25 protein-coding genes, 5 pseudogenes and 1 CRISPR repeat array are annotated in these 19,743 nt (G+C 30.4%); of the genes and pseudogenes, 20 read left to right on the top strand and 10 right to left on the bottom strand.

The window, feature by feature from the left end:
* Positions 1-162: 162 nt before the first annotated feature.
* The 4 genes from AB3K27_RS15845 to AB3K27_RS15830 all read right to left on the bottom strand — a co-directional run bounded on the left by AB3K27_RS15845 (position 163) and on the right by AB3K27_RS15830 (position 3,599).
* Positions 163-810, bottom strand: a complete 648-nt coding sequence (locus AB3K27_RS15845) for an HAD family hydrolase (protein ID WP_368488351.1) — start codon at positions 808-810, stop codon at positions 163-165.
* Positions 811-1,682: 872 nt separating this feature from the next.
* Positions 1,683-2,180: direct repeats of the CRISPR family, unit length 30 nt; unit sequence GATTTTAGACTACCTATAAGGAATTGAAAC.
* A gap of 90 nt (positions 2,181-2,270) precedes the next feature.
* Complete coding sequence (locus AB3K27_RS15840; protein WP_368488350.1) at positions 2,271-2,462, bottom strand: hypothetical protein; 192 nt, start codon at positions 2,460-2,462, stop codon at positions 2,271-2,273.
* Positions 2,463-2,744: 282 nt separating this feature from the next.
* On the bottom strand, positions 2,745-3,026 hold the full coding sequence (locus tag AB3K27_RS15835) for a hypothetical protein (protein ID WP_368488349.1): 282 nt from the start codon (positions 3,024-3,026) through the stop codon (positions 2,745-2,747).
* 117 nt (positions 3,027-3,143) lie between these two features.
* On the bottom strand, positions 3,144-3,599 hold the full coding sequence (locus AB3K27_RS15830) for a hypothetical protein (RefSeq protein WP_368488348.1): 456 nt from the start codon (positions 3,597-3,599) through the stop codon (positions 3,144-3,146).
* A 671-nt stretch (positions 3,600-4,270) separates the two neighbouring features.
* Here AB3K27_RS15830 and AB3K27_RS15825 point away from each other — a divergent pair.
* On the top strand, positions 4,271-5,749 hold the full coding sequence (locus AB3K27_RS15825) for a cell wall-binding repeat-containing protein (RefSeq protein ID WP_368488347.1): 1,479 nt from the start codon (positions 4,271-4,273) through the stop codon (positions 5,747-5,749).
* Positions 5,750-6,272: 523 nt separating this feature from the next.
* Here AB3K27_RS15825 and AB3K27_RS15820 read toward each other — a convergent pair.
* Both AB3K27_RS15820 and AB3K27_RS15815 read right to left on the bottom strand, forming a co-directional pair.
* Positions 6,273-6,773: a tyrosine-type recombinase/integrase gene (locus AB3K27_RS15820; RefSeq protein WP_368488346.1), complete on the bottom strand. Its 501-nt coding sequence runs from the start codon at positions 6,771-6,773 to the stop codon at positions 6,273-6,275.
* 5 nt (positions 6,774-6,778) lie between these two features.
* On the bottom strand, positions 6,779-7,213 hold the full coding sequence (locus tag AB3K27_RS15815; protein ID WP_368488345.1) for a hypothetical protein: 435 nt from the start codon (positions 7,211-7,213) through the stop codon (positions 6,779-6,781).
* A gap of 278 nt (positions 7,214-7,491) precedes the next feature.
* Between AB3K27_RS15815 and AB3K27_RS15810 the strand changes: the two genes are divergently transcribed.
* The 6 genes from AB3K27_RS15810 (at position 7,492) to tnpA (ending at position 10,457) form a co-directional block, all read left to right on the top strand.
* Positions 7,492-7,647 (top strand): hypothetical protein, encoded by a 156-nt coding sequence (locus AB3K27_RS15810; protein WP_368488344.1) that lies wholly within the window; start codon positions 7,492-7,494, stop codon positions 7,645-7,647.
* The gene (locus AB3K27_RS15805; protein WP_368488343.1) at positions 7,640-7,909 is read left to right on the top strand and encodes a hypothetical protein; all 270 of its coding nucleotides are present in this window, start codon (positions 7,640-7,642) and stop codon (positions 7,907-7,909) included. Before AB3K27_RS15810 ends, AB3K27_RS15805 begins: the two co-directional genes overlap by 8 nt.
* Positions 7,910-7,997: 88 nt before the next feature.
* Positions 7,998-8,174, top strand: a complete 177-nt coding sequence (locus tag AB3K27_RS15800; protein WP_368488342.1) for a DUF6440 family protein — start codon at positions 7,998-8,000, stop codon at positions 8,172-8,174.
* A 256-nt stretch (positions 8,175-8,430) separates the two neighbouring features.
* Positions 8,431-8,970, top strand: a complete 540-nt coding sequence (locus tag AB3K27_RS15795) for a hypothetical protein (protein WP_368488341.1) — start codon at positions 8,431-8,433, stop codon at positions 8,968-8,970.
* Positions 8,971-9,079: 109 nt separating this feature from the next.
* Positions 9,080-9,412 (top strand): hypothetical protein, encoded by a 333-nt coding sequence (locus AB3K27_RS15790; protein ID WP_368488340.1) that lies wholly within the window; start codon positions 9,080-9,082, stop codon positions 9,410-9,412.
* 589 nt (positions 9,413-10,001) lie between these two features.
* Positions 10,002-10,457, top strand: coding sequence for an IS200/IS605 family transposase (gene tnpA / locus AB3K27_RS15785; RefSeq protein WP_368487531.1), 456 nt, complete (start codon positions 10,002-10,004; stop codon positions 10,455-10,457).
* Between the two features lie 160 nt (positions 10,458-10,617).
* Here the strand turns inward: tnpA and AB3K27_RS15780 are convergent, their stop codons facing one another.
* The gene (locus tag AB3K27_RS15780; protein ID WP_368488339.1) at positions 10,618-10,920 is read right to left on the bottom strand and encodes a hypothetical protein; all 303 of its coding nucleotides are present in this window, start codon (positions 10,918-10,920) and stop codon (positions 10,618-10,620) included.
* A 1,088-nt stretch (positions 10,921-12,008) separates the two neighbouring features.
* Here AB3K27_RS15780 and AB3K27_RS15775 point away from each other — a divergent pair.
* From AB3K27_RS15775 to AB3K27_RS15740, 8 genes and pseudogenes are all read left to right on the top strand, one after another.
* Entirely contained in the window at positions 12,009-12,182 is a 174-nt protein-coding gene (locus AB3K27_RS15775; RefSeq protein WP_368488338.1) for an aspartyl-phosphate phosphatase Spo0E family protein, read from the top strand.
* A gap of 16 nt (positions 12,183-12,198) precedes the next feature.
* The gene (locus tag AB3K27_RS15770) at positions 12,199-12,372 is read left to right on the top strand and encodes a hypothetical protein (RefSeq protein ID WP_368488337.1); all 174 of its coding nucleotides are present in this window, start codon (positions 12,199-12,201) and stop codon (positions 12,370-12,372) included.
* The gene (locus tag AB3K27_RS15765; protein ID WP_368488336.1) at positions 12,362-12,547 is read left to right on the top strand and encodes a hypothetical protein; all 186 of its coding nucleotides are present in this window, start codon (positions 12,362-12,364) and stop codon (positions 12,545-12,547) included. The genes AB3K27_RS15770 and AB3K27_RS15765 overlap by 11 nt, the downstream gene beginning before the upstream one ends.
* A gap of 290 nt (positions 12,548-12,837) precedes the next feature.
* Positions 12,838-12,941 (top strand): annotated as a pseudogene (locus AB3K27_RS15760) (phage terminase small subunit-related protein); the annotation flags it as partial.
* Positions 12,942-13,007: 66 nt separating this feature from the next.
* Entirely contained in the window at positions 13,008-13,688 is a 681-nt protein-coding gene (locus AB3K27_RS15755) for a terminase small subunit (protein ID WP_368491262.1), read from the top strand.
* A pseudogene (locus AB3K27_RS15750) lies at positions 13,681-14,306 on the top strand (phage terminase large subunit); the annotation flags it as partial. The gene AB3K27_RS15755 and the pseudogene AB3K27_RS15750, both read left to right, overlap by 8 nt.
* A gap of 15 nt (positions 14,307-14,321) precedes the next feature.
* The gene (locus tag AB3K27_RS15745; RefSeq protein ID WP_368491261.1) at positions 14,322-15,017 is read left to right on the top strand and encodes a PBSX family phage terminase large subunit; all 696 of its coding nucleotides are present in this window, start codon (positions 14,322-14,324) and stop codon (positions 15,015-15,017) included.
* A pseudogene (locus tag AB3K27_RS15740) lies at positions 15,017-15,199 on the top strand (hypothetical protein); the annotation flags it as partial. The gene AB3K27_RS15745 and the pseudogene AB3K27_RS15740, both read left to right, overlap by 1 nt.
* Here AB3K27_RS15740 and AB3K27_RS15735 read toward each other — a convergent pair.
* A complete protein-coding gene (locus tag AB3K27_RS15735) occupies positions 15,173-15,481 on the bottom strand; it encodes a hypothetical protein (protein WP_368488335.1) in 309 nt (102 codons plus the stop codon). The pseudogene AB3K27_RS15740 and the gene AB3K27_RS15735 sit on opposite strands and share 27 nt — an antisense overlap.
* A gap of 793 nt (positions 15,482-16,274) precedes the next feature.
* Between AB3K27_RS15735 and AB3K27_RS15730 the strand changes: the two genes are divergently transcribed.
* A complete protein-coding gene (locus tag AB3K27_RS15730; protein ID WP_368488334.1) occupies positions 16,275-16,799 on the top strand; it encodes a nitroreductase family protein in 525 nt (174 codons plus the stop codon).
* A 62-nt stretch (positions 16,800-16,861) separates the two neighbouring features.
* A complete protein-coding gene (locus AB3K27_RS15725) occupies positions 16,862-17,239 on the top strand; it encodes a VOC family protein (protein WP_368488333.1) in 378 nt (125 codons plus the stop codon).
* A gap of 72 nt (positions 17,240-17,311) precedes the next feature.
* On the opposite strand, the pseudogene AB3K27_RS15720 reads toward AB3K27_RS15725, so the two are convergent.
* A pseudogene (locus AB3K27_RS15720) lies at positions 17,312-18,081 on the bottom strand (IS5 family transposase).
* 123 nt (positions 18,082-18,204) lie between these two features.
* Positions 18,205-18,372: a DUF1540 domain-containing protein gene (locus tag AB3K27_RS15715; RefSeq protein ID WP_368488332.1), complete on the bottom strand. Its 168-nt coding sequence runs from the start codon at positions 18,370-18,372 to the stop codon at positions 18,205-18,207.
* Between the two features lie 209 nt (positions 18,373-18,581).
* Here AB3K27_RS15715 and AB3K27_RS15710 point away from each other — a divergent pair, with 209 nt between their 5' ends.
* The 3 genes and pseudogenes from AB3K27_RS15710 to AB3K27_RS15700 all read left to right on the top strand — a co-directional run bounded on the left by AB3K27_RS15710 (position 18,582) and on the right by AB3K27_RS15700 (position 19,617).
* Complete coding sequence (locus AB3K27_RS15710; RefSeq protein WP_368488331.1) at positions 18,582-18,758, top strand: Spo0E family sporulation regulatory protein-aspartic acid phosphatase; 177 nt, start codon at positions 18,582-18,584, stop codon at positions 18,756-18,758.
* A gap of 143 nt (positions 18,759-18,901) precedes the next feature.
* Positions 18,902-19,216: pseudogene (locus tag AB3K27_RS15705) on the top strand (glycoside hydrolase family protein); the annotation flags it as partial.
* Positions 19,217-19,425: 209 nt separating this feature from the next.
* Entirely contained in the window at positions 19,426-19,617 is a 192-nt protein-coding gene (locus AB3K27_RS15700) for a hypothetical protein (RefSeq protein WP_368488330.1), read from the top strand.
* Positions 19,618-19,743 lie beyond the last annotated feature (126 nt).

The following is a 19,743-nucleotide window of genomic DNA, read 5'->3' as shown; positions in this document are numbered from 1 at the left end:
ATTATACCTAATCTAACCAATTCGTCAAAATCTCTGTATCTCCTACAATTTTTATACTAAAATTTACCCTGTATTATATCTTAAATTGGAGGATAGCATATGACTGTTAGATAAGTATAAAAAGAAAATTCCGAACTAACTAATAGTAAACTTTGTCCACTATTAGATTAACATTTTCTTAATGTCTAATACAGTATTAACAATGAAATCTGCACCTGCTTTCTCAAGTTCATCTCTATCACCATATCCGTACAGAACACCAATTGAATCTATTCCTACCTTTTTTGCACCATTAATGTCATGTTCCCTGTCCCCTATCATTATTACTTTTGGTAAATTGGTAATATTACAGCTTTCTAACGCATATTGAATAACCTCATCTTTTTTAACTCTTGTTCCATCAAGATTACTTCCAGCAATATACGCAAAATATTTGGCAATATCAAACTTCTCTAATATTTGTTGTGCAAATACTTGAGGTTTAGATGTTGCAACAACAAGTGTCTTGTTATTGTATTTTAATGTTTTAAGTAAATCCTCAATTCCATCATAAACTAAATTTTCAAACATGCCCTTTTCTCTATAATACTCACGATAATATTCTACAGCAGTTTTCGCTTCTTCTTTTGAAAATCCATAATAACTTTCAAAAGAATCACTCAAAGGAGGTCCAACGAATTTATTTAATTCGTTTCTGTTATCTACCTTTATATCGTATTTTTTAAGAGCATATATAACTGAATTTGTTATGCCTATTGCAGAGTCCGTCAGTGTACCATCAAGGTCAAATAATATGCATTCATATTCCATTACTCATTCTCTCCCATCCTACATTTATTCACTATTATACACATTGTCAATACTTTCGAAAATAATATTAAATATATTTCTCACATTGCTTGTTTAAAGTAACTATCAAAAGATAGTACATTATAAATAAAACCTCTTGATAAACAATAAATTACACTTATGATGCAAATTAAAAAATATAGTAAAGAGGGGAGTTTGATATTTCCCTCTCTGTATTTAATGAAAGAGAAATATATGCATAAATATTGTAAAATATAAGGGGATTTAATCGAAAATTTTAAGTTAAAATTAACAAGAGAAATGTATTAAAAACCGTTGTGCCATCTATAAATAGTGCTAATTTTCTTTAACACATTTTTAACACACTAGTTATATATGCGTATAAATATGTATCATATTTTGTAGTGAAATAAATGTGTTAAAAGTGTCATTTATTAATATGTATGTATAATAATTATCTAGAGTCATCTTTAACAGAATACTAATTCAGAGGTCGCAGGTTTTCCCTATAAACTATTGATAACATTATATTTGGTGTCTTTTATTTTTTCAATTTTAAACCTCATGTTACATATAACTAATTTTTACGGTTAATTAATTAAGAACTTATATAAAATAACTCATAAATTCTTTTATTATAATTTATTATAAATATAACATGTTGTTTGAGGAGAAAAGCATTTCTCATGTGTAAACTCCATCTAAACTTAAGAATCACTTGATCAAAATTTTTCGTCGACCCCCAGTAGTGTAAAAAACCCTGGGGTCCGATAAATTAAAAAATAAGATACCATAAGGGTTTGTGATTTTTATTAATATTCTATCAACATATTGATATTTTCATAAACCCTGTTATAATAATAATTGGATGGGATTTTAGACTACCTATAAGGAATTGAAACATAGAGTGTCAATGGATATGCTTAATGCTGATTTTAGATTTTAGACTACCTATAAGGAATTGAAACTTTTATGTCTAAGTTTTCATGCCAGCACTCACACCCCCGATTTTAGACTACCTATAAGGAATTGAAACTCTGGCTGAGGTATCCTATATTTACCAGGGATAACATGATTTTAGACTACCTATAAGGAATTGAAACTTGCTTCTTTCAGCATTTGGTTGCTTCCTTCTAATTCCGATTTTAGACTACCTATAAGGAATTGAAACAATTATTAGCTCCATTATGATCAACATGTTCTTTATGATTTTAGACTACCTATAAGGAATTGAAACATAGAAAATGACTTAATGAATCCAGATGGTACAATACGATTTTAGACTACCTATAAGGAATTGAAACTCCAGAAGAATATCCTGTACAAGAGGAAGAACTTTTGATTTTAGACTACCTATAAGGAATTGAAACTCTATCCAAGTTGCTGCATCTGTAGCCTGTTCTAATATTTCTATAGTCTTTTCTATACCTTCAACAACTATTTTTGCCTTTTTTCTTTTCTTATGTCCTCAGCCCATTTAATTTGTTTTCACTTCCTATAAGTTCAACCATTCCTTTATCCTCCTTAACTTCAGAAAGGAGATATTTCAAATTTAATCCAAACTGTAATTTGTAGTCAACTTCTGGATATTCTGCTTTAGTTTCCTTTGCAAGCTTATGGGCTTCTCTAATAATTTTACTGTTAAATTTCATCTTCCATATCCCCTTTCTTTATCTCTTCATTCTTTATATGCCTACGTAGGCATATAATAGACTTTTAAAAAGTTTTTTAAAATTTCTAAAAAAAGAGAACATAATGTATAATTAATGTAATTGTGGTATAATATACATAGGATACCGTAACGGGTTAATCCTAAAAGTTTATTTTTTATCTTTTCTATAATATTAAAGAATCTGCTAAAAATATGTACTGTTTTCTTGCAAAATAAAAGGGCATAGAAATAATCCTATACTCTTAGTTATAGATTCTTTTCCCTATTGTTTTAAATACCATCTTGACGAATTAATTTTCACACTTAAATTACCATCAGATAATTCAAAGCTTTTTATTACTTTATCTTCTTCTTGTAGTTCACATAAAGCACCATAAATTAGGAAAGTATCTAAACAAGCATTATCTATTTTTAAGAGAAATTTTAAAGTAGTTATTGGGCACTCACTCAATTTATTTGTATAATTATGTTTTTTTAATAGCTCCAATATTTCTTGTTTTAATTTCTCTTTACCAATATTCAACTCTTCTTCATCCATGTCCATTATTCCCCATTTCCCCCTTGATTTTTTACTTATTAAACTTCTACAAATAATGATAATATCCTTCTAAAATAAGGAAAATGGTAGTTACCTACCATTATATTAATTGTTTCTTGCTGATTAAGGTTGAGATAAAGTTTTTAAAAAATATCGTATACCACCTTCACTTATATTGATTTTCCCATATTCTTCTTTCTTAAGTCTTCTAGCTATTTCATTATTAGATATTCCTAAAACTTTCCAATAAAGTATGTTGTTTTTCTGAGCTAAAAGCTTAGGATTAAATTTTTCACCTTGCCTTTTATGTATATCCCACTTATCCAACTCTTTTTTCAAGTCTTCATTTTCAACTTGTAATTTCATATTTTCACGTCTAAGATGTTGTATTTGTTTATCTAAAGTATTATACATACTTGTAAGCTCAATTATAGCGTTTTTATACTGATTAATTACATCATTAAGGGCTCTGCGTATACCCACAATTTTTGAATCTTTTATAAGCTTTCTTAATACTGTTAGTTTATTTTCTATTCCATCTATTTCAAGAGCAGGTTTGTCTTTCCAATACACACCCATTCAAAATCACCTTCTTATTATATTATAGTAGCTTATATAAGATAAGTAAAGTATAGAAAATATTAAAAAAATAAGCACCAGTTTTACCTAATGCTTAGATCCTTTTATAATTTTACCTCTTAAGTTATACTTGCATTTGATCGAATATTTTTCAAGATGGGAAATCCCACTTTCAGATAATTGCTTTATCAGCCCATTGTTTTTAATTCCTTATATAAAAATAAGCCCCTGATTACTCTTATCAAAGACTTATATGAGAACATTAAAATATTCCTGATTTACCCTCAATTGTTTTTTTAGAATTTCTTTCCATAAATGATAACCTATTTGCTTACTTCCTCTTGAAACTTTTACTCTTCTAATAACTCCTTTTTCATCCTTTTTTCTATAAAAATAATGATCAATATCCTTATATAATTCCCATCCGTCTTTATCGCAAAACTTTTTTTAATTCTGACCACTTTGGCATACAAGATCCCTTTTTATTCCATTATATTTTTCCTAAAACCTTTGTAAAGCCTATTTAATACAAAATGCCTATAATATACCATGAGGTTTCTCTTATTATGCTAATATTAGCTATTTTTTCTCTTCTGATAGTGAAAAATATTTAATTTAAATGAATATTTTGTTACAATATAAATAAAATGTTAACTATAAGGGGGACAATTATGTATAAGAAATTTTTAAGTATTATTGCTATATTTATATTAAGCATATTACTGATTTTACCTAATCAAATTGTTAATGCAGCATCATTTAATCAAAGATTAGCAGGGCAAACTAGATATGAAACTGCTACTAAAATTGCACAAGAAGGATGGACAAGTTCCAATTATGCTGTAGTAGCCAGTGGGGAAGGATTTGCAGATGCATTAAGCGCAGCACCACTGGCAAAAAAATATAATGCACCTATACTTCTAACTGGAAAGGATACATTGGATAGTAATACTAAAAGTGAATTACAAAGTCTTGGAGTAAAGAATGTGTTTTTAATTGGAGGTACTGGTTCCATATCTAATAATGTAAAATCAGAATTGGAATCTATGAATATTGCAGTAACTAGAATTTCAGGTAAAGATAGATTTGAGACATCTTTAGAAGTAGCTAAAAATTTAGGCGATATCAATGGAATTGTTGTAACAAACGCCTATGGGTTTGCAGATGCTTTATCCATAGCACCAATTGCTGCAAGTCAAAACATGGCTATAATTTTGACATTACCAGATAGTTTACCTTCTGACACACAAACCTTTTTAAGTTCTATCAATTATGACAAAAGTTATATAGTAGGTGGAACTGGCGTTGTAAGTGACACAGTAAATTCTCAATTAAAAAATGTTACAAGACTTTCAGGAGCAAGCAGATATGAAACAAATGCAGCTGTGCTAAAACAGTTTGCAGATAACTTTAATTATGATAAAGTTTATGTTGCTTCAGGTGAAAATTATCCAGATGCTTTATCAGGAAGTGTATTGGCAGCATCAAGTAACTCACCTTTAATTTTAGTTAGTAATTCTGTTGATCCTTCTGTAATATCTTCAGTACAGGCCCAACATGACAAATATAATGATGTAGTAGTTTTAGGTGGAGCTGCAGTGGTTTCGGATGTATTAATAAGTGATATTGTAAGTGGAGTTTTTATACCAACTATGAGTGATGAAGAAATAAAAAAATTGATATATAATGCAGATCAAACATATGTTAAAATTCATTCACTTGCATCATATGATAAAAATAATGTTATATATACTGATAATGCTTACTATAAACTAAAAGACAATGTAAATACTTATGATAAGTTATTTAAATATTATAATGTATATTTTTCAGAAAAAAAATCAAATTACTTTATAAATTCGGGATTATTTATAAATTCAAATAAAACTTTTTACATTTTGGGTTGTGATCCTGGTGCAAGATCGTTAATATTGGAAGCCAAATTAGAAAATAAAACTATAGATAAAAATAAAATGAATGTTACCTTACTTTGCTATAATGAAGAGGGGGTTTTCCCTAATACAGAATATCCTCCTGAGTATGAAAATTACACATTAATTTATGAAAATGGAAGATGGTTAGTTGATGATTGTGATAATTCTGATTGGAATGACTTCAATTACAGGGATAACCATGACTTGAGTCAGTAGATGAAGTATCATAGAAATATTGAGTCTAAAAGACAATTAAAGAAGAAGTCGAATAAAATAGTAGTCTCTCGTAAGTAAGAAAATAATTTATAAAAAATAGGGAGCTTTATAAAGAGGATTTATTGCATAAAATAAACAAGATAACAAAGAGGGGAATTTAATATTCCCCTCTTTTATATTTAATGAAAGAGAAATATATGCATAAATATTGTAAGATATATTTAGAATAATTAGGAATTTTTGTTCTATAAAATTTACACCTTTTTTACACCATAGTTACATTTGTTCTTATATATACTTAGACATATACAGTTCAAGAACTGTTGTAAATAGTACATTTAAGATATGTTTAGATATTTGCAGAATAATAAAAGTGAAATCAGGAGGTCGATTCTCCTAGGGACTACCAATGACTGTATAAGAGTGTTTTGAAGGGTTTCAGGGCAGTCTTATTTTTGCATTTAACACATTTTTAACACATTAGTTATAGATAGATATTGATACGTATAGTAATAAATAGAATTTAACTATTTTCTGTTGTTAATATTGAATTTAATTTTTCGGCTGCATCTATTTTTTGTTTAGGCATTACATGAGTATAAATATCTGCAGTTGTTTCTATATTACTATGGCCTAATAAAACCTGTACAGTTTTAAGTTCTACATTGTCTGCAAATAATCTTGAAGCATAAGTGTGCCTTAATGAATGAAATTTTTTATGCTCTATTCCAGCATCTTTTAATAAATTTTTGTAGCTTCTAAATAAATTTTTAGCATCTATAAATTTACCCAGTGCAGTAGCAAAAACAAGGTTATTGTTTTCATATGATTCACCAGTTTTAAATTTTTCTAACTTCTGCTTAACACTGTGTTCTTTTAAAATTGGAATCAAATCAGATGGAATAGGAACAGTTCTGTTACTACTTTTAGTCTTAGGTGGTTGAATCAATATCTTATTTTCTTTTGTATCATCAGGATTTATAATTTTTACTCTTTTTATAGTTTTATTTATTGTTATTTCCATTCTGTCTAAATCAACATCATTCCACAGACAAATACTATAGGTTTAGCAGCGTAATTGCTTTCGTTGAAATTTTGGCCACAAATTTTACACTGAAACTGTCCTCTATTGCCATTATTATCGTAGATATACTGGTGAGGTGCACCACATCTGGGACATACAATATTTTCAGGAATAGACTTTCCATTGCGTCTTTTAACAGGCATAATTAATTTATTATATTTATGTTTATAGTAAGCTAGAAGAAGTTGATAGTCTACCTTCTCAAAACGAACAATTTTAGGCAGTTTATCTACTTTAAATTTCTGGTATTTAGGACTATGTGAATCCTCAAAAGCCCACTGCTTAAGAGGAATATATTTAGCAATAAACAAAAGTAATTGATAAATTATTTTCAAAAGATATTGATTATATAAAAATAAATAAGTTATAATTGAATCCAAGACAATGACATCCTTTCATGTGATTTTTGTTTGGTGGGATATTCAATTATAACATGAAATTAGGGGGTCATTGTTTTTTATTTCAAAAAAACTTTGTAACCCTTGATATATAAAGAGAAAATTTAAAAAATAGTGTGAAAAACTTTACACTAACGATAAAAACAGACGGAGAATATATATGAGAAAAAGAATTGGTTAAAAATGCTGATGGAGAGTATATGGAAGTTCCTATAAAAGATTCTCAGATGAATATGTTTGATAGGTAGGAGGTATGAGAAATGCTTATGACTGAATTCTACCGGCAGGCTATAGCAAAAGTAGAAAATGAAATTAAAGCTGCGGAGTTGGAGAGGAACTTCAAGAAAGTTGCCAAGCTGCAGGCGGAAAGGGCTAAATGGGAGGAAAGAGCCAGGAGGGAGGAAAAAAATGCTTGATACTGCAACAGTGACATTATCTTATAGTGAATTTAAAAATTTGGCATACAAGGCAAAAGATACAGAACGTTCCGAGAAAACAATTCTTGAGTTAGAAAAAGAATTAGAAAATAGACCTGAAAGAAAGGCATTAGATGATATATCAGATGTTTTAATAAAAGCAACTAACAGTAAAACCATGAAGGAGAAGCAGGCTTGTATAAAAGAATCATTAGAAATATATTGCAAAACTTTTGATACGAGTATGGATGAATTATTTTGATTTATTAAGTAAAATTGTTCTTTGAAAATTGAGTAATACGGTGTATTATGTAATTAAAAATTATCCATTTAGAAAAGTGGTGATAATTATGAAAGATAAACGTTTTGAGACTGTATTTAACCAAGGGGTCATGGAAGGCTATAGGATAATAGTCGACAGAGAAACTGGAGTAAACTATTTATATATTAGCAATGGAAGTTCTGGAGGGCTGACTGTATTGCTCGATTCGGAAGGAAAACCGGTTATAACAAAGGAACAAATTTAAAGTATAAAACACTGTATTATTCAAAAGAATTTTACGGTGTTTTATATTTGCAATAAACTCAAACACCGGGGATTATCCATCCACGGTATGATGAAAAAGCAATGGTTACATTCAGAGAGTAAATAGAAAATATAAAAGTTTTTATTAGAAGAAGGTTTTACACAAATAGGATATGTAAGATTAGGTTTATTATACTGGAAATAAATGAGAGGTATAACATAATCAATAATAAGATTTTAGGGGAGGAATTAAAATAATGGATGAAATAAAATTCATTGAGATGGAAGAGAAACTCCGAAATTATTTTAACAAGGATAAGAAAATTAGTGTACTTAATAAGAAGTTAGAAGTTCTAAGAAACCAGATAGATGTGATAGAGTACAAGCTTAAGAATGTTGCAGTAGACCTTCCCGGAGAATCTAGGTCAATGACATATGAGGAAAGGGTACAAACAAGTCCTACAGGTGAAAGTTATGCCGAGAGGACTTTAATGCGTATAACGGATAAGTTAATTAAGGAACAATTATGGAAGAAGGAACAGGTTGCAGATATAGAGGAAACTTTAAGGAATATGGAAGCAGACAATGCCGTAATTGAAGCTAATATTAAGGATTTAAGGATTGAAGACCAGGAGTTTTTGAAAGAGAAATATAAGTATAAAAAAACAGATTGGCAGGTGGGAATGAAATTTAATATGTCTCAAGGGACCGTTACTAAAAGGTGGCATAGGTTGATTAAAAATATAGTTAATTGGGATATGTGGGTTAGTGCTCAGAATGGAATTTATGCAAATTAGGCAAGATAAATTGTTCTTTGGAAATTGAATGGTAGGGTGTAAAATATAATTAATTCGAAAAAGTAATTATTATGAAGAAGTAAGTATTTATTTAAACGGAGGAAGAAATGTGAATAATAAATTATTCTACTTGAAACTAATACATACAACAATATGGACCTTTTATGTTTTTGTATTTTTCTATATATTATATGCAGGGATTTATAACAAGATAGATTTATATTTATGGATTGCAATTGGTTTGGAAATTATCGAAGTTGTAATTTTGATAATTTTTAAAGGGAAATGCCCTTTAACAATTTTAGGATATAAATATATTAATAATCCTGAAATTGGATTTGATATATTTCTGCCAAGATGGTTGGCGAAATATAACAAACTTATATATGGTTCAGGTTTAGTTATTGTGATGCTCATAATTATATATAGAATAGTAAAATAAGATAAATACTTTTACCAAAGCTTGCATCCAACATAGATACAAGCTTTAGTAGATTGGTAAGGGTGGATTTGAAGGATTTATCTATAGTTTGTACGGTTATAAAATAATTATTACAAATGTTTTTATAATGTATAACTTAAGATTAAATAATTTATGATGAACATCGTATTATTCACAAGAATTTTACGGTGTTTTTTGTGTTCGCAATTATAAAATTATTAGGAATTATCCAGGAATTAAAGTGGAATTAAAATGGAATTAGATCGGAATTAAAATATTGTCAAAGTGTAATATAATAAATATAGTGAGAAAATTAACAATAACTCATATAATAAACTCTCCCTTAAAATATACCTCTAGCCCCAGGGTTAAATGGGGCTGCCAATGCGGGAAACCGTAAATAAAAATTATACTATATGTTAGAAATAAGCACTGGTAGGAACTAGTGCTTATTCTTATTGTCTATATGAAAACCACCTGCTATGCAGGTGTGTTCAGAATAGCTTAAGCGGTGAACAAAAAACCTCACTTTGATAAAATAGAAGAGGTCTCGTCAACCAAATCTATAATCAAAGGAGGTTTGCCCTAAATGGACAGTAATAGTTTATCACATACTAAATGGAGATGTAAATATCATGTAGTATTTTCACCCAAATATAGAAGAAAAGAAATATATGGAGAAAAAAGAAAAGAGATAGGAAAAATATTAAGGAAACTTTGTGAATGGAAAGGTGTAGAAATAATAGAGGCGAATGCATGTGAAGATCATATACATATGCTTTTATCGATACCACCAAAGACAAGTGTTTCAAGTTTTATGGGATTCTTGAAGGGAAAAAGTAGTCTAATGATATTTGAGAGATTTTCAAATTTAAAATATAAATATGGAAATAGGCACTTTTGGTGCAGAGGATTCTATGTAGACACAGTTGGAAAAAATAAAAAAGCAATAGAAGAATATATAAGAAATCAACAGAAAGAAGATATGATCGCCGACCAAGTAAGTATGAAGGAATACATGGACCCTTTTAAGGGTAGCAAGTAACATAAATTGCGGCTGGCGAGATCTTTAAGATGCCTTGAGGCATAATGCTGGTAATGTGCCCTTATAGGGCTTAGGAAAAACCACCAGCTAAGCTGGTGGATATTTATTTAAAATTTATACCAATTACACTTAGTACGTTTACGGAGTTTGCAATACTCTTTTAATACCAATCCCAATACCATTCGTAATAGCATAGGTAAGGTGGGTAAGGTCTGCATCTTCTACGTCTACGTCTTCTACGTCTCCTACGTCTTCTACGCCTACGCCCTCTTTGCCTATAAAAGTCATCATAGTCAAAGTCGTCATCATCAAAATCATCATCTATATCTGAGCCTAAATATTCATCGTCTATTGATCGATTATAAGGTGCTGATAAGTATGGACAATATATAGGAGTGTTAAAGTCATAGGAATTTTCAACTGTTTTGTTATTTTTGTTGTCACTAGAGTTGCTAATACTCATGAAGTACCTCCGAAAATTTATTTACAATGCATACTATGAGTAAAATATCAAATCTGTGAATAATAGTTGAGAATCATTAGAAGGCGTATAAATATTAAAGTTAGAGCATATATAAATATGAGTGTAACTAAACTCCAGATAGTTACTTGCTACGAGTATATCTGTATATCTCCTTTTTACACTAATATTTAAATTTCAGGTATACTCTTTTTGTATAAAATGGATATGAAGACTGGAGAATATGATGTGGTATAATTATATAATGATAATTAGTGTGCGTAGCACTTGATTAAGTTCAAGTGCCTTTTGATATATGTAAATATTTATTTAACCTGTGCAAAATAATATAGTAACAATTGATGTATATAATGCATAATAAGACCTGCATACTATCCTCTGGGCATTGAGGATACATAAGGCTGTGTCCATGGTTGCAGGGCACTTTAAATATAGATGCAACCACTATAAGTTATGTTTTTACTGCATCTTTAAAATAAAAGAACATTGGAAATAAGCACTCTCTGTCTAGGGTGCTTATTTTTATTTTAGAGGTGTAGTTAATAGGGGATTGCATACAGTGGTAATTAGAGGGTAAGGCACTTAGCAAGTCTAGGTGTCTTTTATCATGATTGTAAATATCATTTAACAATTTAATACACATTATAGTAATAACTAGAATGTACAATAAAAATGTCCTAAGTTGTTAAAACTTAGAGGAAAAATGAGTACCTGTTTATTCAGGGTATCTATTTTTATATTATTTACAAATAGTTATTACATAGGACATTAGATTGTAACAAATACCATATATAATAAATATTATAACAGATTATAAATTAGTTCCCTACCATATGAAGATTTAACCCGGTGTCTGTGGTTGCAGGACACATTAAACTCAAATGCAACCGCCAGAAGTTCGTATACTACATAATAGTCTCCTTTAAAAATAATGTTATTAAAAGCAGGCACCTGTCATCTAGGGTGCTTATTTTGTACATAATTGAATAATATGGGTTTATTACCAGTGGATTAATATTTATATGATTTCACTCATTCTTTATACTAATTAAAAAAAGGAGTGAATTAGTATGTCTGAGATAGATAATATTCTATCACAAATAGAGTCTTTAAAAAGAAATCTTGACAATCTAATCACGCAGAAAGATAGTTTATTGGATCCAGAAATAATTATTGCAAGTCAAATGCTAGATTCAATGTTAAATAAATATAGTAAAATAATTAAAGAGAAAATGGATAAATAAAAAACAGGTGAGAGGTATGAAGATAAGAGAAACCTTGAAAGAAAAGCTTGACCAAGATAAAAAATTAAATAAAGATAAACTAAGGAGAGGCGAATACCTCTCCTTTTATGATATAGAAAAATTAATGAGGCATGATTGCTACAGGAGGGTCAAGGGTGCTGTTAGGAGGGTAAGGTGGAATGGTATATAATCCATCAATTCATGAATGCCCAAAGGATTGTGAAACCTGTGGAAAGACACCAGAAGATAAAGAAAGCTGTAAAGATGAGTTTATAAAATACTGTGGGGAATGCCCTAATAGGGAATGGAAAAGGGTATTTGTCTGTAGGTGTAAGAATACTATTTGTAAGTATGGTTTTGAATAGAAGGTGAGGTGAGAAAGATAATAAAAAATTTCCATTAAGTTCATATATTATAAATAGTTACAATATATTATAAGTTTATAGTATATAAATTTAAGAAGGGGGATTTATATTGAAAAAAGTAGCTATGAAAATAATATGGGTTATTATAGCCACCGCATTGGTACTTCCTTTTATATTAACACTAATAATTAGTTATCCCAAAATTATACATAATATGATGAAATAAAAAATATATTAACTGAAGTTTCATCCAAAACAAAACGAATGAGGCAGGTGGTGACAATGTAGAGATGCCGAGACAGAGAAGCCCGAACAGGGATAAAGCATTTGAGATTTACAAGGAACATGGTGGGAATATTAAGCTTAAGATATAGCAAAACAATTAGGTGTATCTGATGCTCAAATACGGAAGTGGAAAAGTGCAGATGAATGGGAACAGAAATTAAAAGGTGCGTTACCATTGAAAAGTAACGTTACTAACAAAAATAAAAGTATAAATCAAGAGCCAATGTGCGAGGAAGTTAAAGAGGTTTTAAATAACCCTCAACTTACTGATAAGCAAAGGCTCTTTTGTATTTATTATCCCAAATGTTTTAATGCAACAAAGGCAGCTAAGAAGGCAGGATATTCAGAAGACACGGCCTATTCTATAGGTTGGGAGTTATTGAAAAAACCTGAAATAAAAGCTGAAATACAAAGGCTGAAACAAAACAAGCTCAACAGGGCAATGCTGGACCCTGATGATATATTCCAGAGGTACTTGGATATAGCTTTTGCCTGTATCACTGATTATGTTTCCTTTGGGCAAAAGACACTGATTATGAGAGATAAGAAAACAGGAGAGCCTCTATTGGACAATGAAGGCAATAAAATAGAATATCAATACAGCTATGTTGATTTTAAAGAATCCAACCAGGTAGATGGCTCCTTAATAAGTGAAGTTAAGCAGGGCAAGGATGGCATAAGTATAAAACTTCATGACGCAATGAAAGCCCTTGACTGGTTATCAAAACACATGGATATGGCAACAGAGGAACAAAGGTTGAGGCTGGAAAAGCTTAGGGTTGAGATTGATAAGGTTAAAGGTAATAAGGAAGCTACTTCTAATACAGTTCAAATAGTGGATGATATAAATGATTAAGGTTAAATTAAAATCCATAATTGCAAGCAGTTTTTATAATGCTCATAAAGATATAAGGCGGGGATTGCATACCCACTACTGGTTTAAAGGTGGTAGAGGTAGCACTAAGTTGTCTTTTATATCATTAGAAATTGTTTTAGGAATAATGAAAGATGCCCAGGAAGGTAAGTTTACTAATGCAGTTGTAATAAGAAGGGTTAAAGATACCTTAAGAGGCTCTGTGTACGAACAAATGCAATGGGCTATATATATGTTAAATGTTCAGGAAGATTGGGATATACCGGAATCTAAGTTACAAATGACATTACAGGGCAGGTAATTCTTTTCAAAGGTGCTGATAAACCTAAGAAACTAAAATCTACAAAAGTATCGAAAGGATATATTAAGTATATTTGGTATGAAGAAGCAGACAAATTTGAAGGAATGGACAAGATACGTAATATTAATCAATCTTTAATGAGGGGTGGAGATAAGTATTTTGTGTTCTATTCTTTTAACCCGCCAGAAAGTCAGAGAAACTGGACTAACATGGAGGTTCTGGAAGAAAGAGAAGATAAATTTATCCACCACAGCACTTATTTAACTGTACCTAAAGAGTGGCTGGGAGAGCAATTTATAATAGAAGCTGAACATTTGAAGAAAGTCAATCCTACTAAATATGAGCATGATTATTTAGGAGCTGTAACCGGAACTGGTGGGGAAGTATTTAGAAATCTTACCATAAGAAAAATATTGGATGAGGAAATAAAAATATTTGATAAGATTAGAAATGGTCTGGACTTTGGCTATACAGCAGATCCTTTGACTTATGTAAAGACACATTATAATAAAGGGAAAAAAAGGCTGTATATTTTTGATGAGATATATAAAGTTCAGTTAGGTAATAGTAAGGCAGTTAGGGAAATAAAAGAAAAGAATCCTCTGAATATAAGGATAACAGTCGATAGTGAAGAACCTAGAACTATAAATGAATTTAGGAAATTGGGATTAAATATAATAGGTGCCATAAAAGGTCCTGACAGCATTGAACATGGGATTAAATATTTAAGTGAAGAAATAGAAGAAATAATAATAGACTCTGGAAGATGTCCTAATACAGCTAGAGAATTTTTAGGCTATGAATTGGAAAAAGATAAGGAAGGAAATTTCAAAGGTGAATATCCTGATAAAAATAACCACACTATTGATGCAGTCAGATACGCCATTGAAATGGATATATTAGACCTTAATAATAAAAAATACAGTAATAAAGTTTATAACAAAGGAAAAGGTGTAATTAAAAATACATCTGAAGATCCTTACAATAGGAGAGGAGGTGCAGTATTCTAGTGGAAAGCAGTGAAGAAAGACAAGTAAGGACAATAAGAGATACATTGTTGAATTTGCCTGACAATGAGATAGCTGAAAGAAGAAAAGTAAGAAGGGATTATATCTTTTACAAAGGAAAATCCATAGATTTTGAGAGAGCTAAAAATGATCCTATACTATATGGTCAAAACTGGCCGGTAGATATATTTTTTTAGTACTTCTTCAATAAAAAAGCTGTATAAATACTCTGGGTCTATTGATGAACTTGTAAAAAATCTATATATTCTTTTTATTTTACTTTCTTCAGTTGCCCCTGTGAAATTATCTTTTAATTTTTCAGAAATATCTGAGATTACAACTGATTTTGATAATATAATCCCTATGAGTATATAAACTAGATTCTTCAATCTTTTAGCAGTTATGGGCAATATTTTGTATAGTATTTTTTCTAATTCTGATGTAATATATTCTTGATTGTTTATCATAGCCAGCTCTCCTTTTTTATGAGTTGCTATAAATTTAGCTTATATTTTAGAGCTTGGCTATATTTTTTTACATTTTTCCATTGGTAACTTATTTAACTTTTGCATAATCTTCTTTTTCTATCCTAATAGCACCTTTTTACTGTCCGTAGGTCAGATTAATTGCCAGTGGTGATAAAGATTTAAGTTATGTACAGAATATAGATTATTTCAAAATTGCTGGAACAGGAAATAATTTAAAGTTAGTTGCAAGCTTAGATATTGGAGATAATGGACAAAGAACTCCTATATCTGTATCATATTTTTATTCCCCAAGTTATAATAAGGTAAATGACCTGAATAATAGAGATAATGTTGGATTAAAATTATTGGGTGATTTAAATTTTTCATCGATAGTTTCTACATCAACTCCTTTTATTATTAATTTACTACGAGGTAAATTTTTAATAAATCAAAACGAACAATATTATTCAGTCAAAGATAATCAACTAACAGAATTAGGAATACCAATAGATGATGTACAGAAAGGGGGATGATTTAATGATTATGGAGTAGATGATTTGAAAGATGCATTGTTAATTCCTGATGATAATGGAAATAAGTTAATCAATAGTTTGGATAATCAATTTGAACCTAGAATGATGAAGGCAAAATAGGAGCTAGAGATAGCTTTTTTTATTTTTTAATATATTGATATTATGGATGGTTACTCTGCAAAGAATATTGCTTGAATTTCATTATATGGTACTCTATAATCATAGTATATGTAAAATATAACAATAAAAGGAGTCGATCTATGATGAATGAAGCTTTACAGGTTCTAAAGACCAGAAGAAGTTGCAGAAAATATCAACAAAAGCAGATCAAAAAGGAGGAGCTGGATGCTATTCTTGAAGTTGGTACTTATGCACCAACGGGTATGGGCAAGCAATCACCGATTATCGTAGTCATACAGGACCAAGAAACAATTACAAAACTTTCTAAATTAAATGCAGCTGTTATGGGAAGCATGTCTGACCCATTTTATGGGGCACCAACTCTACTTGTTGTCTTTGCTGATAGAAAAGTAACAACCTATGTTGAAGATGGAGCGCTTGTTATAGGAAACATGTTGAATGCCGCTCATGCTATTGGTGTGGATTCCTGCTTTGTTTACAGAGCAAAAGAAATGTTTGAAACCGAAGAAGGTAGAGCCTTGTTAAAGAAATGGGGAATTCAAGAGGATCATGTTGGAATCGGTAATTGTATTCTAGGATATGCTGCTGAGATAGGCGTTGCTCCAGCTGCACCAAGGAAAAAGGATTATATTATCCGGGTTTAATTCCTTAATGAGTAAAAGAAATTTAAAGCGAAGCGCTTAAGTGACAAAGGGGATGTAAATTAGTGAAAATAAAAAAAATACTAACTCGTTTGTATGTACATGATATAAATGCAGCTATAGATTTCTATAAAAAACTATTAAATGAAGATTGTGATTTAAGATTTGAGTATGCCGAAATGAATTTGGAATTAGCACAAATAGGAAATATATTAATTTTAAGTGGTACTGATGAAGCTTTAGAACCATTTAAGGATACAAAGGCAACTTTCTTAGTAGACTCTGCTGTTGAATTTAGAGAATTTTTATTAAAGAGTGGTGCTATAATTATTAGAGATTTAAAGAAGGTTCCAACAGGAATGAATTTGACCGTAAAACATTTAGACGGCACTATAATTGAATATGCTGAACATAATAAAAATATTAATTCGTTCAATTCTTAGTTTACGTCACAAATGTGAAATAATATATTTGAAATCGAATTAGAGTGTGTCTGAAAACAATGCAACAATAAATTACTTAGATAAAATAAAAATAGCAGCAATATAAACAAAAGCAAGGAAAGAATCAGCAAGCTTGTCATAACGAGTTGCAATTCTTCTAAAATGTTTGATTTTGTTAAAGAAACATTCAACTAAATGACGTTCCTTGTACAGCCACCAGTCACAATTCCATGGTTCTCTTACATTTGATTTTGGTGGAATAGTATATGAGGATTTCTTTGAAGTAATATATTCTCTAATTTCATTTGTGCCATATGCCTTATCTGCCAGGATATTGCTGCCTTCTATATCAACGTTGGAAAGAACATCTACGGCCTGTGTACTGTCGTGTAGATTGCCAGATGATAATTGAAAATGGATTGGATTGCCAAGTCCATCAACAACTGCATGAATTTTTGTTGTATGTCCGCCGCGACTCAGTCCAATATGCTGTTTTGTTTCGCTGTTTACAGCCCCTTTTTAGCACCAGCACTGTGCTGGTGGGCTTTTATACATGTTGAATCAATGCTTAAATTTTCATAATCTGCATCTGAGGTTAACTCTTTAAAAATTGTTAATAAAGTACCATCGTTACGCCACTTACAAAAACGACTGTATACAGTTTTCCATGAACCGAAGCGTTCTGGTAAATCACGCCATGCTGCACCACTTCTTGCAATCCATAGTATGGCATTAAATATAAGTCGGTTGTCTTTTGGAGGTCGTCCTGTTTTTGCTATTGGAATTAAGTTTTTTATTTGATCCCATTGTTCATCTGATATTTCATAACGCTTCTGTGACATATTTGCACCCTCCAAGTTTTTTATCTTATTTTACCTAAAACTCGGTTCTTTCGCAATATTTAGTTTTCAGACACACCCTAATGGAACCCAGAAGGGGTTCCATTAAAGTTAATCTAAATATTTCTATTTAGATGATGGTTTAAATGTTGTACAACTTGTATCGTCACTAGTATTAGGCTTATTTTTACCTGTCATTGGGTTAACTTCTAAAGAACTGGCATGGCAGCAATTATCCCTCCAATAATTACAACAATCAACACCACATTTGACTTCCATTTTAGGAGAACTCATAATATACAAACCTTCTTTCAATTATATTTTACAGATTTAGTATATTATAAAAAAATAAATATTATACAATTACAATTAAAATATTAAAGCAACGTAAGGGTGAAAAATATATGAATTTGACAACAGATAAGGGAGATTATACATCACAAAGGCTTAGGTAACTAGGTCTTTTTGTTATTTTGGGCATACTACCCTTAGAGGTGGTATGAATGCCTGAAATAGAAAAACTACTGAAAAACATTGAAATATTAAGAAAGCAATTAGAAGATGTGATTGATAAAAAACAAAGCAATCTAATTGACGAGGAAGTAATTAGCATGAGTAAAATATTAGATGCTACATTAAATCAATACAATGAAATATTAGCAGAAAAGTTAAAGAAATAAGAGCTGTAAAAGGCTCTTTTTTAGTGTTTAAAATTACTTACAGGAGGTGCTATATGAGCGAATGCTATGATGGAAAATTATGTGAAGAGAAGCATAAAACGCTAAATGATACAGTAGATGAACATGAAATTTGGTTGAAAAAACATGATGAAGAAATAGGAGTTCTAACTCTGGGGTATGGCATGACAGAGGATGAAATCAAAGGACTGTCAAGTGTAACTGAGGAACAGGCTTCATCCATGCTTGAAGATTGGCTGAATAAAAAGTATGCATCTGTGTTAAAGACCGACTTGAGCAACAAAGGGATTACCCTTACCCAAAATCAATTTGATGCACTAACCAGTATGGCCTACAATGAAGCAACTTTTCAAACTGTAACTGAACTCCAGAAGAATTGGGAAAGGCCAACGGATGGTGTGTTAAGGATGGAGACATGGAGTATATTTTTGAATAACTAAGGAGCTGAAAGGCTCTCTTCTTAAATTATAAAGATTATGGAGGAATAAAAAATGAAGTTATCAACAATACAAAAAAGAGAAAATTTAAATCAAGTATTTTCAAAAGAAGGTTAGATGTAGTAGAGGTACAGAAACAGGCTTTTGCGGCGAAAAAAGGAGTAGACAATTACAAGCGTGCTCTTAGTATTGCTAAGGGGTTGTATTATGTTTTGAAAGATGAATTTAAGGATTTAGTTAAGGCAGGAGATACCAAAAGGGCAGAAATGGGAAAAAGGCTGCTTGAAATAATACCAGGGCTTACACAGAATGAACTGGATGCCATAAATAAAGAAGTGTGTAATGGTGTTAAACAAATAGGCACAGAGGTTTTGAAGCCTATTGAGGTGAAGGAACAGAATTAATTTTAGTGACCTTAAATCGTAGAAGTAACTCTAATCCATAAAATATTACAGTATGAATAGTTTATTTTTATTTAATTTACCAAAAGCAATGTAGATAATTATTTAATATTGATACAAATTTCAGCA

The sequence above is a fragment of the Clostridium sp. BJN0013 genome (genome assembly GCF_040939125.1).
GTDB lineage: Bacteria > Bacillota > Clostridia > Clostridiales > Clostridiaceae > Clostridium_B.
The sequence above is the reverse complement of the archived record's forward strand: the minus strand, read 5'-3'. Positions and strand labels throughout refer to the sequence as shown.

Coding starts and splice junctions, on each gene's coding strand:
- AB3K27_RS15845 (WP_368488351.1), bottom strand. CDS start 810: ATGGAATATGAATGCATATTATTTGACCTTGATGGTACACTGACGGAC.
- AB3K27_RS15840 (WP_368488350.1), bottom strand. CDS start 2,462: ATGAAATTTAACAGTAAAATTATTAGAGAAGCCCATAAGCTTGCAAAG.
- AB3K27_RS15835 (WP_368488349.1), bottom strand. CDS start 3,026: ATGGACATGGATGAAGAAGAGTTGAATATTGGTAAAGAGAAATTAAAA.
- AB3K27_RS15830 (WP_368488348.1), bottom strand. CDS start 3,599: ATGGGTGTGTATTGGAAAGACAAACCTGCTCTTGAAATAGATGGAATA.
- AB3K27_RS15825 (WP_368488347.1), top strand. CDS start 4,271: ATGTATAAGAAATTTTTAAGTATTATTGCTATATTTATATTAAGCATA.
- AB3K27_RS15820 (WP_368488346.1), bottom strand. CDS start 6,773: ATGGAAATAACAATAAATAAAACTATAAAAAGAGTAAAAATTATAAAT.
- AB3K27_RS15810 (WP_368488344.1), top strand. CDS start 7,492: ATGCTTATGACTGAATTCTACCGGCAGGCTATAGCAAAAGTAGAAAAT.
- AB3K27_RS15805 (WP_368488343.1), top strand. CDS start 7,640: ATGCTTGATACTGCAACAGTGACATTATCTTATAGTGAATTTAAAAAT.
- AB3K27_RS15800 (WP_368488342.1), top strand. CDS start 7,998: ATGAAAGATAAACGTTTTGAGACTGTATTTAACCAAGGGGTCATGGAA.
- AB3K27_RS15795 (WP_368488341.1), top strand. CDS start 8,431: ATGGATGAAATAAAATTCATTGAGATGGAAGAGAAACTCCGAAATTAT.
- tnpA (WP_368487531.1), top strand. CDS start 10,002: ATGGACAGTAATAGTTTATCACATACTAAATGGAGATGTAAATATCAT.
- AB3K27_RS15780 (WP_368488339.1), bottom strand. CDS start 10,920: ATGAGTATTAGCAACTCTAGTGACAACAAAAATAACAAAACAGTTGAA.
- AB3K27_RS15775 (WP_368488338.1), top strand. CDS start 12,009: ATGTCTGAGATAGATAATATTCTATCACAAATAGAGTCTTTAAAAAGA.
- AB3K27_RS15770 (WP_368488337.1), top strand. CDS start 12,199: ATGAAGATAAGAGAAACCTTGAAAGAAAAGCTTGACCAAGATAAAAAA.
- AB3K27_RS15765 (WP_368488336.1), top strand. CDS start 12,362: ATGGTATATAATCCATCAATTCATGAATGCCCAAAGGATTGTGAAACC.
- AB3K27_RS15735 (WP_368488335.1), bottom strand. CDS start 15,481: ATGATAAACAATCAAGAATATATTACATCAGAATTAGAAAAAATACTA.
- AB3K27_RS15730 (WP_368488334.1), top strand. CDS start 16,275: ATGATGAATGAAGCTTTACAGGTTCTAAAGACCAGAAGAAGTTGCAGA.
- AB3K27_RS15715 (WP_368488332.1), bottom strand. CDS start 18,372: ATGAGTTCTCCTAAAATGGAAGTCAAATGTGGTGTTGATTGTTGTAAT.
- AB3K27_RS15710 (WP_368488331.1), top strand. CDS start 18,582: ATGCCTGAAATAGAAAAACTACTGAAAAACATTGAAATATTAAGAAAG.